Origin of the sequence: Enterobacter sp. RHBSTW-00975, assembly GCF_013615235.1 — a bacterium.
Lineage (GTDB): Bacteria > Pseudomonadota > Gammaproteobacteria > Enterobacterales > Enterobacteriaceae > Enterobacter > Enterobacter ludwigii.
In genome coordinates, this window is record NZ_CP055883.1 from 3,673,011 (window position 1) to 3,688,470 (window position 15,460).

Annotated in this window: 13 protein-coding genes; 8 read left to right on the forward strand and 5 right to left on the reverse strand. The window is 57.9% G+C overall.

The window, feature by feature from the left end; all coding sequences use genetic code 11:
• The first annotated feature begins 6 nt into the window (after positions 1–6).
• The 4 genes from srlD to gutQ all read left to right on the forward strand — a co-directional run bounded on the left by srlD (position 7) and on the right by gutQ (position 3,002).
• A complete protein-coding gene (gene srlD, locus HV340_RS17680; RefSeq protein ID WP_014171346.1) occupies positions 7–786 on the forward strand; it encodes a sorbitol-6-phosphate dehydrogenase in 780 nt (259 codons plus the stop codon).
• A gap of 61 nt (positions 787–847) precedes the next feature.
• Positions 848–1,207, forward strand: a complete 360-nt coding sequence (gutM, locus tag HV340_RS17685; protein WP_020883847.1) for a transcriptional regulator GutM — start codon at positions 848–850, stop codon at positions 1,205–1,207.
• A gap of 63 nt (positions 1,208–1,270) precedes the next feature.
• Positions 1,271–2,044, forward strand: a complete 774-nt coding sequence (locus tag HV340_RS17690; RefSeq protein ID WP_063213977.1) for a DNA-binding transcriptional repressor — start codon at positions 1,271–1,273, stop codon at positions 2,042–2,044.
• On the forward strand, positions 2,037–3,002 hold the full coding sequence (gutQ, locus tag HV340_RS17695; protein ID WP_014171349.1) for an arabinose-5-phosphate isomerase GutQ: 966 nt from the start codon (positions 2,037–2,039) through the stop codon (positions 3,000–3,002). Before HV340_RS17690 ends, gutQ begins: the two co-directional genes overlap by 8 nt.
• On the opposite strand, the gene norR is transcribed toward gutQ, so the two are convergent.
• Complete coding sequence (gene norR / locus HV340_RS17700) at positions 2,999–4,513, reverse strand: nitric oxide reductase transcriptional regulator NorR (RefSeq protein ID WP_063213978.1); 1,515 nt, start codon at positions 4,511–4,513, stop codon at positions 2,999–3,001. The genes gutQ and norR overlap by 4 nt on opposite strands.
• 187 nt (positions 4,514–4,700) lie before the next feature.
• Here norR and norV point away from each other — a divergent pair, with 187 nt between their 5' ends.
• Both norV and norW read left to right on the forward strand, forming a co-directional pair.
• A complete protein-coding gene (norV, locus tag HV340_RS17705) occupies positions 4,701–6,140 on the forward strand; it encodes an anaerobic nitric oxide reductase flavorubredoxin (protein WP_181216127.1) in 1,440 nt (479 codons plus the stop codon).
• Positions 6,137–7,270 carry an NADH:flavorubredoxin reductase NorW gene (norW, locus tag HV340_RS17710; protein WP_181216128.1) on the forward strand — a complete coding sequence of 378 codons (1,134 nt, stop codon included), beginning with the start codon at positions 6,137–6,139 and terminating at the stop codon, positions 7,268–7,270. Before norV ends, norW begins: the two co-directional genes overlap by 4 nt.
• A 121-nt stretch (positions 7,271–7,391) precedes the next feature.
• On the opposite strand, the gene HV340_RS17715 is transcribed toward norW, so the two are convergent.
• The 4 genes from HV340_RS17715 to HV340_RS17730 form a co-directional block, all read right to left on the reverse strand.
• On the reverse strand, positions 7,392–8,414 hold the full coding sequence (locus tag HV340_RS17715; protein WP_059306139.1) for a HoxN/HupN/NixA family nickel/cobalt transporter: 1,023 nt from the start codon (positions 8,412–8,414) through the stop codon (positions 7,392–7,394).
• 1 nt (position 8,415) lies between these two features.
• Positions 8,416–10,638 carry a carbamoyltransferase HypF gene (hypF, locus tag HV340_RS17720; protein ID WP_181216129.1) on the reverse strand — a complete coding sequence of 741 codons (2,223 nt, stop codon included), beginning with the start codon at positions 10,636–10,638 and terminating at the stop codon, positions 8,416–8,418.
• A gap of 6 nt (positions 10,639–10,644) precedes the next feature.
• The gene (hydN, locus tag HV340_RS17725) at positions 10,645–11,190 is read right to left on the reverse strand and encodes an electron transport protein HydN (protein ID WP_023308960.1); all 546 of its coding nucleotides are present in this window, start codon (positions 11,188–11,190) and stop codon (positions 10,645–10,647) included.
• A 134-nt stretch (positions 11,191–11,324) separates the two neighbouring features.
• Positions 11,325–12,338: a LacI family DNA-binding transcriptional regulator gene (locus tag HV340_RS17730; RefSeq protein ID WP_181216130.1), complete on the reverse strand. Its 1,014-nt coding sequence runs from the start codon at positions 12,336–12,338 to the stop codon at positions 11,325–11,327.
• A gap of 214 nt (positions 12,339–12,552) precedes the next feature.
• Here HV340_RS17730 and ascF point away from each other — a divergent pair, with 214 nt between their 5' ends.
• Complete coding sequence (ascF, locus tag HV340_RS17735) at positions 12,553–14,004, forward strand: PTS cellobiose/arbutin/salicin transporter subunit IIBC (protein WP_181216131.1); 1,452 nt, start codon at positions 12,553–12,555, stop codon at positions 14,002–14,004.
• An 18-nt stretch (positions 14,005–14,022) separates the two neighbouring features.
• Positions 14,023–15,447 carry a 6-phospho-beta-glucosidase gene (locus HV340_RS17740; RefSeq protein WP_020883838.1) on the forward strand — a complete coding sequence of 475 codons (1,425 nt, stop codon included), beginning with the start codon at positions 14,023–14,025 and terminating at the stop codon, positions 15,445–15,447.
• Positions 15,448–15,460: the final 13 nt, after the last annotated feature.

A 15,460-nucleotide genomic window follows, 5' to 3' on the forward strand; every position in this document is an offset into this window, starting at 1 on the left:
AAAGATATGAGTCAGGTTGCCGTTGTCATTGGTGGGGGACAAACCTTAGGCGAGTTCCTCTGCCGTGGGCTTGCTGCAGAGGGTTACCGCGTGGCGGTAGTGGATATTCAGAGTGAAAAAGCCGCACGCGTGGCGGACACCATCAACACCGAATTGGGTGAAGGGATGGCCTACGGATTTGGTGCTGATGCCACCAGCGAGCAGAGCGTAATGGCGCTGGCCCGCGGCGTGGACGAGATTTTTGGCCGTACCGACCTGCTGGTATACAGCGCAGGAATAGCCAAAGCGGCCTTTATCAGCGATTTCGAACTGGGGGACTTCGACCGCTCCCTGCAGGTTAACCTGGTGGGCTATTTCCTCTGCGCACGCGAGTTTTCCCGTCTGATGATCCGCGATGGCATTCAGGGGCGCATCATCCAGATCAACTCGAAATCGGGCAAAGTGGGCAGCAAACACAACTCCGGTTACAGCGCGGCGAAATTTGGCGGCGTTGGGCTGACGCAATCTCTGGCCCTCGATCTGGCCGAATATGGCATTACCGTTCACTCGCTGATGCTGGGCAACCTGCTGAAATCGCCGATGTTCCAGTCCCTGCTGCCGCAATATGCCACCAAGCTCGGGCTGAAAGAGGAGGAAGTGGAGCAGTATTACATCGACAAAGTGCCGCTGAAGCGCGGCTGCGATTATCAGGACGTGCTGAACATGCTGCTGTTTTATGCCAGCCCCAAAGCCTCTTACTGCACCGGGCAGTCCATTAATGTCACCGGCGGACAGGTGATGTTCTGATCGAACACGCTGATGCCCGTATCCCCCTCTCCTTCGGGAGAGGGAACAACAAGGAGCTCGTATGGTTACCGCACTCATTACCGTCGCCGCCATCGCCTGGATGTGCCAGCTGATCTTTGGCGGCTGGCAAATCCGCCAGTTTAACCGCGCGTTTGATGCCCTGTGTCAGAAAGGGCGCGTGGGCGTCGGGCGTTCCGGCGGGCGTTTCAAACCGCGCGTGGTGGTTGCCATTGCGCTGGACGAACACAATAGGGTCTGTGATTCCCTCATCATGCGCGGGATGACCGTTTTTGCCCGCCCGGCGAAAATCCAGGCGATTAACGGGATATCGCTGCAGGAATTACAACCCGATGTGATCTTTCCCCATGATTCGCTCTGTCAGAATGCTCTATCATTAGCGCTTAATCTGAAACATGGATAATTTCGTTGTGAACGCGATAAGCTTGCGAAATTATCATTTCGCAACCTAAGGAATTGAGCGCCTATGAAACCACGTCAGCGTCAGGCGGCCATTCTGGAGCATCTGCAAAAGCAGGGAAAATGCTCGGTAGAAGAACTGGCCCACTACTTTGACACCACCGGCACGACAATACGAAAGGATCTGGTATTGCTCGAAAACTCTGGTGCAGTCATCCGAACCTACGGCGGCGTGATGCTCAACAAAGATGAAGCCGACCCGCCTATCGATCACAAAACGCTGATCAATACTCACCAGAAAGCGCTGATTGCCGAGGCCGCCGTAAAATTTATCCATGATGGCGACTCCATTATCCTTGATGCAGGCAGCACCGTGCTGCAGATGATCCCGATGCTCAGCCGCTTTAACAACATCACGGTGATGACCAACAGTCTGCACATCGTCAACGCCCTGTCGGAATTCGACAGCGAGCAAACCATTCTGATGCCCGGCGGGACGTTCCGTAAAAAATCTGCGTCGTTTCACGGTCAACTGGCGGAAAACGCCTTTGAACACTTCAGCTTTGATAAACTCTTTATGGGCACGGACGGCATCGATTTGAACGCCGGCGTGACGACCTTTAACGAGGTGTTCAGCGTCAGCAAAGCGATGTGCAACGCCGCGCGCGAAGTGATTTTGATGGCAGACTCGTCGAAGTTTGGCCGTAAAAGTCCCAACATAGTCTGCAGCCTTGAAAGCGTCGATAAGCTCATTACCGACGCAGGTATCGACCCGGCGTTCAAAAAAGCGCTGGAAGAGAAAGGGATCGACGTGATTGTAACCGGAGAGAGATATGAGTGATTTTCTGTTAAACGCAGGCCGCCAGACCCTGATGCTGGAGCTGCAGGAAGCCAGCCGCCTGCCGGAACGTCTGGGCGAGGATTTTGTGCGCGCGGCAAACACCATTATCCAGTGCGAAGGTAAAGTGGTGGTCTCCGGGATCGGCAAGTCCGGTCATATCGGCAAAAAGATTGCCGCTACGCTTGCCAGCACCGGCACACCGGCGTTCTTCGTGCATCCGGCCGAAGCGCTGCACGGCGATCTAGGGATGATTGAAAGCCGCGACGTGATGCTGTTTATCTCCTACTCCGGTTCGGCCAAAGAGCTGGATCTCATCATCCCGCGTCTGCAGGAAAAATCGGTCGCGCTGCTGGCGATGACCGGTAAATCCCGCTCACCGCTGGCACTGGCGGCAAAGGCCACGCTTGATATCTCCGTTGAGCGCGAAGCCTGCCCGATGCACCTCGCCCCCACCTCCAGCACCGTGAATACGCTGATGATGGGCGACGCGCTGGCAATGGCGGTAATGCAGGCACGCGGCTTTAACGAAGAAGATTTTGCCCGCTCGCACCCGGCGGGCGCGCTCGGTGCGCGACTGCTCAATAAAGTTCATCATCTGATGCGGACCGACGAGGCCATTCCGCAGGTCAAACTCAACACCAGCGTAATGGATGCGATGCTGGAACTGAGCCGCACCGGGCTGGGTCTGGTAGCGGTATGCGATGAAACCGGTAGCGTTAAAGGCGTGTTTACCGACGGCGACCTGCGCCGCTGGCTGGTGGGCGGCGGCAAGCTGGAATCCCAGGTTTCGGAAGCGATGACCCGGGGCGGGCTGACCCTGAACGCCGAGAGCCGCGCCATCGAAGCCAAAGAGGTGCTGATGAAACGCAAAATCACCGCCGCGCCGGTGGTGGATGAGCACGGCACGCTGTGCGGCGCCATCAACCTGCAGGATTTCTACCAGGCCGGGATTATTTAACCTTTGAGTCCCAGACGTTTCGCCAGCCGGTGCAGGTTGGCGACGTCCATTTCCAGCGCTCGCGCGCACGCCGCCCAGCTGCGGTTATTCTGCTCCAGCGCGCGGGCGATCGTCTGACGCTGAAACGCTTCTGTTGCTTCCCGCAGGTTCTCATGGGCCATTTCCGGCGCGGCAGGCGTAACGAACGAAGCGGTGTCATCGTGCAATGCGAAATGCCGCGCGTGGATCACCACCTCATCTCCCGAACGTGTCGCCCGCGCCAGCACCACGGCGCGGTGAATCGCATGTTCCAGTTCGCGCACGTTACCCGGCCAGCCGTAGCGCATCAGATGGGCTCGCGCGCCGGGGCTTAATACCACGCGGGAAAGCCCCATTCGTAACCGGCATTGCTCGCAGAAAAACCCCGCCAGCAGCACCACATCGTCGCCGCGCTCGCGTAGCGGCGGCACGGTAAGCGGAAACACGCTCAGACGATGGTACAGGTCAGAGCGGAAATTCCCGGCTAACACCTCTTCGCGCAGGTCACGGTTGGTTGCCGCCAGCACACGCACGTTGACTCTCAGGCTGCGATCGTCGCCGACGCGCTGAATATCGCCGTACTGCAGGACGCGCAGCAGTTTGGCCTGAAGCGACAGCGACAGTTCGCCAATTTCATCGAGGAACAACGTGCCGTTATCCGCCATTTCAAATTTGCCGCTGCGGTTGCTGATCGCCCCGGTAAACGCCCCTTTGACGTGACCAAACAGCTCACTTTCCGCCACGCTTTCCGGCAGCGCGGCGCAATTGAGGTACACCAGCGGGTTGACCGCGCGCGGCGAGGCTTCGTGGATGCCCTTCGCCACCAGCTCTTTACCGGTGCCGGTTTCCCCGAAAATCAGCACATTTAAATCCGAGGCCGCCACGATATCGATCTCTTTTTTAAGCTGTACCATCCCCGGTGACAGCCCAATCATCTCCGTGTGTGCCACCGGTTCAAACGCCGACGGGCTGCCGGGAAGGATGTTCTGGCTCTCCAGCTGTTCGATCAGTAGCGCGTTATTCAGCGCACCGGCGGCCAGCGCGGCAATCAGCCGCAGCTCTTCATCGCTAAAGGTGTCGAACTGATCCGGCGACAGGCCGTCGAGGGTTAATGCCCCAATCAGGTTTTGTCCGGCAAACAGCGGCAGACCGATACAGGCATGAACTTTCAGGCTCTCCTGCCCCGGGATCAGCCCGTCGTAAGGGTCGGGCAAATCACTGTCCGCCGGAAAGCGCACCACGTCACCGGCCCGCGCGATGGTTTCCAGACGCGGATGGCCTTCCAGGGAGAAGCGTCGCCCAAGAACGTCCTGCGCCAGCCCGTCGATAGCCAGCGGAATAAACTGCCGGGCGTCGTAGCGCAGCAGTGCCGACGCATCGCACGCCAGCACGTGGCGCAGCGTCGAAATCAGCCGCTGAAAACGGTCCTGATGACCGATACCGGTTTGCAGTTCAATGGCAATTTTTGCCAGTACGTCCACGGAAAAGCTCATCTGCGCCTCACTGTCATTTTGACCATTCATATTGTCACAATGACCATAAATCAGATAGTCATATTGACTACCCATTACGAGTAATAAAATTTAAAAACCATAAAAAACAGCAACATGAAAAACTGGCACGCAACTTGATAAAGACTAGTCATCTTATTTGAAAAACGCCGTATTAATTGAGGTTGCTATGTCTATTCTGGTTAAAAATAACATTCATTGGGTTGGCCAACGTGACTGGGAAGTGCGTGACTTCCACGGAACGGAGTACAAAACGCTGTGCGGCAGCAGCTATAACAGCTATCTCATCCGTGAAGGCAAAAACGTGCTCATCGATACCGTCGATCACAAATTCAGCCGGGAGTTCGTGCAAAATCTGCGCAGCGAAATCGATCTTGCGGATATCGACTACATCATCATTAACCATGCGGAAGAGGATCATGCCGGGGCGCTGACCGAGTTAATGTCCTGCATTCCCGACACCCCGATTTACTGCACCACCAACGCCATCGACTCGATTAACGGCCATCACCACCACCCGGAGTGGAATTTCCACACCGTCAAAACCGGCGACACGCTGGATATCGGCAACGGCAAACAGCTGATCTTCGTTGAAACCCCGATGCTGCACTGGCCAGACAGTATGATGACCTACATGACCGGCGATGCGGTGCTGTTCAGCAACGATGCCTTCGGCCAGCACTATTGTGACGAGCGCCTGTTCAACGATGAAGTGGATCAAACCGAGCTATTCGAACAATGTCAGCGCTACTACGCCAATATCCTGACGCCGTTCAGCCGTCTGGTGACGCCAAAAATCACCGAAATCCTCGGCTTTAACCTGCCCGTGGATATGATTGCCACCTCTCACGGCGTGGTGTGGCGCGAAAACCCCACCCAGATCGTGGAGCTGTACCTCAAATGGGCCGCGGATTATCAGGAAGACCGTATCACGCTTTTCTACGACACCATGTCTAATAACACCCGCATGATGGCGGACGCCATTGCGCAGGGTATTAACGAAGTCGACCCGAACGTGGCGGTGAAAATCTTCAACGTGGCGCGTAGCGATAAAAACGAGATCCTGACCAACGTCTTCCGCTCCAAGGGCGTGCTGGTGGGCACCTCCACGATGAACAACGTGATGATGCCGAAAATTGCGGGCCTTGTGGAAGAGATGACCGGCCTGCGCTTTCGTAATAAACGGGCCAGCGCATTTGGCTCCCACGGCTGGAGCGGCGGCGCAGTAGACCGGCTCTCCACGCGTTTGCAGGATGCCGGTTTTGAGATGTCCATGAGCCTGAAGGCGAAATGGCGTCCGGACATCGACGCGCTTGAATTGTGCCGCCAGCATGGCCGTGACATTGCGCGTCAGTGGGCGCTCGCGCCGCTCCCCGACATGAACGCCAAAAACCCCGCGCCGCAACAAGCCTGCGCCGCAGCGGTCGCTGACGTTGGCCCTCGCATGCAGTGCAGCGTCTGCCAGTGGATTTACGACCCGGCACAGGGCGAGCCGCTGCAGGATGTTGCCCCCGGTACACCCTGGTGCGACGTGCCGGACAATTTCCTCTGCCCGGAATGTTCCCTGGGAAAAGAGGTCTTTGACGAACTGGCGACGGAGGCACAATGAACCACGGTATCGTTATCATCGGCTCGGGCTTTGCCGCCCGCCAGCTGGTGAAAAACATTCGCAAACAAGACGCCAGCGTGCCGTTGACGCTCATTGCCGCCGACAGCATGGACGAGTACAACAAGCCTGATTTAAGCCACGTTATCAGCCAGAATCAGCGAGCCGAAGACCTCACCCGCCAGACCGCGGGGGCGTTCGCGGAACAGTTTAGTCTGCGGTTATTTCCGCACACCTGGATAACCGATATCGACGCCGCCGCCCATGTGGTGAAAGCAAAAGACAAAACCTGGCAATACGACAAGCTGGTACTGGCGACAGGGGCGTCTGCTTTTGTGCCGCCGGTGGAAGGCCGGGAACTGATGATCACCCTCAACAGCCAGCAGGCGTATCAGGCCAGTGAAACCCTGCTGCGTGACGCGAAGCGGGTGATGATTGTCGGCGCAGGGTTGATTGGCACAGAGCTGGCGATGGATTTTAGCCGGGCGGGCAAAACCGTCACCCTGGTCGACCATGCGGCAAGCATTTTGTCGGCGCTGATGCCCGCAGAAGTAAGTAGTCGCTTACAGCATCGTCTGACCGATATGGGCGTACATCTGCTGCTGAAATCCCAGCTGCAAAGCCTGAAGAAAACCGGGAGTGGGATTCATGCAACGCTCGACCGCAGCCGCAGCGTTGAGGTGGATGTGGTGGTTGCCGCCACGGGCCTGCGTCCGGAAACGGCGCTGGCGCATCGCGCCGGCGCGGAAACAGGTCGTGGCGTGAAGGTAGACAGCTACCTGCAAACCACGCAGCCCGATATTTACGCCCTGGGTGACTGCGCTGAAATTAACGGACAGGTCCTGCCCTTCCTGCAGCCCATTCAACTGAGCGCGATGTACCTGGCGAAAAACCTGTCTGGCGGCAGTGCGCCACTGAAATTACCCGCCATGCTGGTAAAAGTAAAAACGCCGGCGCTCCCGCTGCACCTGGCAGGCGAAACCGAGCGTCCGGATCTGCACTGGCAACTCACCATTGAACCTCAGGGAATGGTGGCTCGTGGGTGCGACAGCGAAGGACAAATGCGTGCCTTTGTGGTGAGCGAAGACCGGATGAAAGAGGCTTTCGCTCTGCTGAAATCATTACCCGCTTAACGCTGATTCGCCTGCCACGCTAACGTAACCTTTGGATTTTATGGTCCACAGCCCCGATGTCCCGGGGCTTTTTTTTCAACGTCGTTTAGCCAGATAACGACAATGATGTTCAGACGCCGCGTCAGGAGCGCACGACAAGCGCATCGTAGCCGCGCCAGCGATAGTTGATCATGGAAATCAGCCAGCAGGCAACGAACAGCCCGACCACCACGAACCCGGCGTTACCGAGGTTGTCATTAACTGCGCCAATGCGATCCCAGAGGCCTCCGCTGAGGGCAAATTTATCCATCAACAGACCCAGAGCTTCCAGCCCGCCGATAAACAGCGCCACCACCACAGAGGTACCGGTGATGGTCATGTTGTAGTAAAGCTTGCGCTGCGGCTTATTAAACGCCCAGCCGTAAGCGCCGACCATCAGCAGATTGTCGAGGGTATCGACCAGCGCCATACCGCTGGCAAACAGCGCCGGGAAGATCATGATGGACCAGACTGACATCCCGTTTGACGCGCTGGCGGCTGAAATCCCAAGCACACCGATTTCCGTCGCGGTATCAAACCCCAGACCAAACAGGAAACCGACCAGGTACATCTGCCAGCTCTTGTTCACCAGGCGGAACGTTGCGCCAAACAGCCAGTTCATGACTCCGCCTGATGCCGGAAGCGGGATATCGTCACGCGTGACCTGACCGTTCTTCAGCGCCTGAAAATTACGCCAAACGCCGCGCAAAATCACCAGATTGACCAGCGCCATCGCCAGCAGAAACGTTGCAGAAACGGCGGTGCCAATCAGGCTGCCGGTTTCATGAAACCATGCCATATTCTTCTGAAACGCCGTGGCGGTGGCCGCAATGGCAATGGAGGCCAGCACCACAATGGTGGAGTGTCCCAGAGAGAACCATGCCCCCACGCCGGAAGGGCGTTTACCCTGCTGCATCATCTTACGCGTGACGGTATCAATGGCCGCGATGTGGTCGGCATCCACCGCATGACGGAGTCCATAACACCAGGCCAGCAGGCTGGCGGCCATCAGCGCCGTACTGCCGCTGAAGGTTTGCCATGCCCAGCCCCATGCCAGAAGATTAGCCATTACCAGAGCCAGCAGCAGAAACGCCGCGCGGGGTTCATTGCGTAAGAGTCGTAACATTTTACATCCTTTGTGAACATGACCGGGCGGCAGCAACCACCGCCTGCCCGAAGGAGATAGCGCCGTCACCTGACGGCAGATGATGAGGAAAAAGCAGCGTGAAGTCTGAGAGGTAATGGCGCAGTCGCGCGCGCAGCAGACGGTTATGTAACACGCCGCCGCTGAAGCATACGGTGGAAAGCCCCAGTCGCCGGGTATGGGAGGTGACAAGCTCCGCCAGCCCTTTCGCCAGCGCATCGTGAAACGCCCATGCCCGCTCGCAGGGTTCCGCCTGCCAGTTCAGCCACTGTTGCCAGAAGCGCGTAAGGTTATCAGCCTGAAGCGTAACCGGATGTTGAACGTCGTGGCACTGCGCGGCCAGCGCTTCAAGCCGGCAGGCGGCCTCACCTTCATAGCTCTGGGTTTCTGACGTGATGCCGAGCGCGCAGGCCACCGCGTCGAACAAACGGCCGCAGGATGAGGCCAGCGGCGCGTTTAAACCGCGCTGAATGGCCGTAGCCAGCAGCGGCCAGTTTTGCCGCTGAACGTCACGCGTTTCCGGGTACTGCTGCCAGTCCGGCACAAACGCCAGGCAGTGGGCAAGTAAATTGCGCCACGGCTGCATGGCAGCCCTGTCTCCGCCCGGCAGCGCAACCGCAGGTAGACCGCCCAGACGTTCGCAGTCGAGATAGTTTACCCGCAGGCACTCTCCGCCCCACAGCGCGCCGTTTTCACCCATACCGATCCCATCCAGCGTCAGGGCAATGACATCTCCGCCCTCAAGCGGCCAGCCGTTTTCTGCCATGCATGCCGCCGCGTGAGCGTGGTGGTGAAGCACGGTGTCGATCGGCAAAGCCTGGGCTTGCGCCCACTGTCGAGCGTGATAGCCCGGATGGGCGTCGCATACCACGCGCTGCGGCTGAAACGCATAGATCTGCTGCATCATCGACAGCGCCGAACGCCACTGGGCCTCGACACCGTCGTCACTCAGATCGCCAAAGTGCTGACTCAGTACCGCCTGGTTACCGCGCACCAGACAGAAGGTATTTTTCATATCAGCACCGGTGCACACCATCGCCGGGACAGCGCTGAAACCGGCGGGCAGCGTGATGGCATCCGGCACAAAACCGCGCGCGCGGCGCAGCATCATACCGTCCTGATCCACCACGGAATCATCCATACGCTGCAGGATGTCGCGGTTGTGCAGCAGGAATCCGTCAGCGATGTCGCCCAGTTCATCCAGTGCCTGCTGGCAGGTGATGGCCGGCGGACGCCCGCTGAGGTTGCCGGAGGTCATCACCAGTGCGCGCTGACAGTCCATCATCAGCACATGCTGTAGCGGGTTAGCGGGCAGCATCAGGCCAACGGTGTCCAGCCCTGGCGCGATCGCGTCAGGAAGCGGAGGACACCATGCTTTTGGCGTGAGCACGATGGGCGCTGCAGGCGAGCGCAGCAGCGTTTGCACTGATTCCGGCAGTCCCTCCGCCTGCGGGATCATGACCGCCAGTGGCTTCATCGGGCGCTGTTTGCGCGCCCGCAGGGTTGCCACCGCCTGCGCGTTGGATGCGTCACAGGCAAGGTGAAAACCGCCCAGCCCTTTGATGGCGACAATCCCGCCATGTTTGAGCATGTGGACCGCCGCACTCAGCGCAGACTCGCGGGTGGCAACGGTCTCGCCCGCGCGCCATTCCAGCTCAGGTCCGCAATCCGGACAGGCTACCGGCTGCGCGTGAAAACGGCGGTCAGCGGGATTGCGGTACTCGGTTTCACACGGCTCACAGAGGGGAAATGCCGCCATTGACGTGGCCGGGCGGTCATAGGGCATGGCGCGAATGATGGTAAAACGGGGACCGCAATGGGTACAGTTGATAAAGGGATAGCGATAACGCCGCGCTCGGGGATCGCGCATTTCAGCCAGGCACGCCGGGCAGGTAGCGGCATCCGGCACAATCTGGGTGTCCATCGCTCCGCCCGCGCTATGGCGAATGGTGAACGCCTGCGGCACCGTTGCCCAGGTAAACGGCTGGCTGTCGACAGCATCGATACGTGCCAGCGGTGGGCAGTCCTGATGCAGCCTCGCGGTAAAGGCCCCCCCATTACCCGCGAGACGCACCAGCACGCCCTCTCCGTCATTACAAACGTCACCCGTCAGCTGTAGCTGATGCGCCAGCTGCCAGACGAAGGGACGAAACCCTACCCCCTGCACCTTGCCGCGCACCCGCAACTGTACGCCGTTATCGCCCATCGCGACTTAAAACAGCAGTGATGATGACGTGTCGAACGCGGCACGACGACGTTTTTCCGCGCTCATCTGCTCAAGCTTGTCGCGATCCACGCAGACCAGGGCGTGCGTCGGGCAGGCTTCCATACAGGCCGGGCCGGCATCACGGTGGTAGCAGAGGTCGCATTTATTGGCTTCCGCTTTTTCCGCGCGCACGCTCAGCCCCATGCCGCTGTTGCGCACAACCGGACGCACCACGACTTCCATCGCACCGTACGGGCAGGCAACCACACAGGTTTTGCAGCCGATGCAGCGCTCCTGCATCACATGCACGAATCCTTTCTCACGTTTGATGGCCCCGTTTGGGCAGACGTTAGCGCACGGCGCATCCTCACACTGGCGACAGATAGCGGCAGTGGAGATATTCACGCCTTTAATGACGTGGATCCGCGGTAAAAAGGTATCAGGGGTGAGCGATGCGCAATCCTGCTCCGCCTGATGGGAAACCACACACGCCACTTCACAGGTACGGCAGCCAATGCATTTACTGGCATCGGCCATAATAAAACGGTTCATCTGCTTCTCCAGCATTACAGTCCTGCGCGGAGATATACATAAACCGTGCCAATTATTAACCTGTTGATTTTATGCAGTTTATAAAATGACAGCAGGGCTGTCATCGTCACTTCTGACGATGACAGCTGTCGACATCAGCGGTGAGGCCCGTCAATGACCGAGTCACGCAGGATAAGCTCGCCGGAGAAGGTTTGCTGGTACTTAAACTCACCGCCATCCAGCAGGAAGATCAGGCGGCTAATGGTCTCTTTGATCATCTCCGTCACCGGAATGCGCACGCTGGAGAGCGAGGGGACGATGTAGGGGGCGATGGCAACATCGTCAAAGCCAATCACCGACACGGCATCCGGGGTGGCGATCCCGCGATCGTGCAGCTGTTTCATGGCACCAATCGCCATATCGTCATTACTCGCCACCAGCGCCGAAAAGGTTTCACCGCGCGAAAGCAGCTCAGACACCGCCGCCGCACCGCTGGCCGGGTTCCATTTCCCCTGCGCAATCAGCGACGGGCGAAGCGGGATCTGGTGTTGTGCCAGGGCGTCTTTGTAGCCCGAGAGACGCTCAACGCCCGTGGGGGAATCCAGCGAACCGGTGATAAACGCAATCTCCCGGTGCCCTTTCTGAATCAGCTGCGACACGGCGTCCTGGCAGGAGGCTTTATGATCTGACCAGACGCTGTGACTGCTGTTTTTCCGTAAGCGGCGGTTGAGGACCATAATCGGCTGTTCGCATTTCTCAATGATGTCGTCCATCTCATCCACGCTCAGGAAACGCGGGTAAATGATCACCGCGTCACAGCGCATATCGAGCAAATACTGAATGGCCTCGCGCTCTTCATCCGCACTGTGCTTACCGTCCGCCAGGATCAGCTGCCGCCCTTTCTCTTCCGTCATGCGGGCGGCGTGAAAGAGCAGTTCGCTAAAATAGACGCCGTGATAAAGGGTGTTGGTGACCACCAGACCCAGCGTCTGGGTACGTTTGGTCGCCAGATTTCGTGCTAGCAAATTCGGGCGATAGCCGCTCTCTTCAATCGCCTGAAACACCCGGTCTTTGGTCTCCTGGCTGACGTAGCCATTGCCCGACAATACCCTGGAAACCGTCGCTTTCGAAACGCCTGCCCGCTTCGCGACTTCAAGCATCGTGGTCATCGTTATCTTCCGTTTGAAACTACCAGGGCGCAGTGTACTGCACTGCAGAAAAATTGTCGCAGCGGCGATATCACGCTTTTTATCCCTCCAGGTGATCATCATCACGAAATGAAAAAATGTACAAAATGTGATCTTGTTTCATTCAAAGAAACTATTGATGATTGTGTGGAACCGGTTTCCTACATTTCTCACAACGATAACAGGATTACATCCGATGGCCAAAAATTACGCTGCGCTGGCGAATGACGTTGTCAGCGCGCTCGGCGGCAGAGACAACATCGTCGCCGTCACCCACTGCATGACGCGACTGCGTTTCGTCCTCAAAGACGAAAGCCTCACCGATGCCCCGCGCCTGAAAAGCATTAACGGCGTGCTCGGCGTGGTCCGCAACGACAACCAGTGCCAGGTGATCATTGGCAACACCGTGTCTCAGGCCTACCGCGAAGTGGTAAGCCTGCTGCCCACCGACCTGCAGCCTGCCGTACCGGAAGGCCCGCAAAAAATGCCCCTGCGCCGCATCGGTGCCGGGATCCTCGATGCGCTGATCGGCACCATGTCACCGCTGATCCCGGCGATCATCGGCGGTTCAATGGTCAAACTGCTGGCAATGATCCTGGAGATGACCGGCGCGCTGGAAAAAGGGGCACCGACGCTCACCCTTCTGACGCTGATTGGCGATGGCGCGTTCTTCTTCCTGCCGCTGATGGTCGCCGCCTCTGCCGCAGTGAAATTCAAAACCAACATGTCGCTGGCGATTGCCATCGCGGGCGTGCTGGTACACCCAGGCTTTATCGAACTGATGGCGAAAGCCGCACAGGGCGAGCACGTTGAATTCGCCTTTATTCCGGTGACGGCAGTGAAATACACCTACACGGTCATCCCGGCGCTGGTGATGACCTGGTGCCTGTCGTACATCGAACGCTGGGTTGATCGTATTACGCCGGCGGTCACGAAAAACTTCCTTAAACCGATGCTGATCGTTCTGATTGCCGCCCCGCTCGCCATTGTGCTGATAGGGCCGCTCGGGATCTGGATCGGGAGCGCGATTTCAGCGCTGGTCTACACTATTCACGGCTATCTGGGCTGGCTCTCCGTGGCCATTATGGGCGCCCTCTGGCCGCTGCTGGTGATGACCGGGATGCACCGCGTATTTACGCCGACGATCATTCAGACCATTGCCGAGACGGGCAAAGAGGGAATGGTTATGCCGTCGGAAATCGGAGCCAACCTGTCGCTCGGCGGTTCATCGCTGGCGGTGGCGTGGAAAACGAAAAACCCGGAACTGCGCCAGACGGCGCTGGCGGCAGCGGCTTCTGCCATCATGGCAGGCATTTCAGAACCTGCCCTCTATGGTGTGGCGGTACGTCTGAAACGCCCGCTGATTGCGAGCCTTATCAGCGGCTTCATCTGCGGGGCAGTGGCTGGCATAGCCGGTCTTGCCAGCCATTCAATGGCGGCGCCGGGGCTGTTTACCAGCGTACAGTTCTTCGATCCGGCCAACCCGATGACCATCGTCTGGGTATTCGGAGTCATGGCACTGGCGGTTGTGCTCTCGTTTGTTCTGACCCTGATTTTAGGTTTTGAAGATATCCCGGTCGAAGACGAGGCTGAGAAAGCACGCGCCCTGCAGAGCGCCCCGGTTCAGGCCAAAGCAGCACAAGTCTAAATTTATAGCGAGGTAAAGATGTCTGTTTTTCCACAAGGATTTTTATGGGGCGGCGCGCTTGCCGCCAACCAGAGTGAAGGGGCTTACCGTGAAGGCGGCAAAGGACTGACGACGGTCGATATGATCCCCCACGGCGCGAATCGTCTGGCGGTGAAGGTCGGTAAGGAAAAACGTTTTACGTTGCGTGACGACGAGTTTTACCCGAGCCACGAGGCGATTGATTTTTACCATCGCTACAAAGAAGACATCGCCCTGATGGCGGAGATGGGCTTTACGGTATTTCGTACCTCGATTGCCTGGAGCCGCCTCTACCCGAACGGCGATGAGCCACTGCCCAATAAAGAGGGGATTGCCTTCTACCGCGCAGTGTTCGAAGAGTGCAAAAAATACAACATCGAACCGTTGGTCACCCTGTGCCATTTCGACGTACCAATGCATCTGGTCACGGAGTATGGATCCTGGCGCAACCGCAAGATGGTCGATTTCTTTGCCCGCTATGCCCGTACCTGTTTCGAAGAATTTAACGGTCTGGTGAAGTACTGGCTCACCTTCAACGAAATCAACATCATGCTGCACAGCCCGTTCTCCGGCGCGGGGCTGGTGTTTGAAGAGGGTGAGAACGAAGATCAGGTGAAATATCAGGCCGCGCATCACGAACTGGTGGCAAGCGCCCTGGCGACCAAAATCGCCCATGAGGTGAACCCGGAAAACCAGGTCGGCTGTATGCTGGCCGGCGGCAACTTCTACCCCTACTCCTGCAAACCGGAAGACGTGTGGATGGCGCTGGAGAAAGACCGCGAAAACCTGTTCTTTATCGACGTGCAGGCGCGCGGCAGCTACCCGGCCTATTCTGCCCGCGTGTTCCGCGAAAAAGGGGTGGTGATTGTCAAAGACCCTGGCGACGATGAACTGCTGAAAAACACCGTCGATTTTGTGTCGTTCAGCTATTACGCCTCGCGTTGCGCGTCGGCGGACATGAACGCCAGTAATACCAATGCGGCGAATATCGTGAAATCCTTGCGCAACCCGCACATCCAGGTCAGCGAATGGGGCTGGGGGATCGACCCACTGGGGCTGCGCATCACCATGAACATGATGTACGACCGCTATCAGAAGCCGCTGTTCCTGGTGGAAAACGGCCTCGGCGCGAAAGACGTCATGGATGAACACGGTGAGATTAATGACGACTACCGTATCAGCTACCTGCGCGAACATATTCGTGCGATGGGCGATGCCATAGAAGACGGTGTGCCGCTGATGGGCTACACCACCTGGGGCTGCATTGACCTGGTGGCCGCATCCACAGGCGAGATGAGCAAACGCTACGGGTTTGTCTATGTTGACCGCGACGACGCGGGCAACGGTACGCTGGACAGAACGCGTAAGAAATCGTTCTGGTGGTATAAGAAGGTCATTGCAAGTAACGGCGCGGATCTGGCGTAGCCTGTTGCTCTCT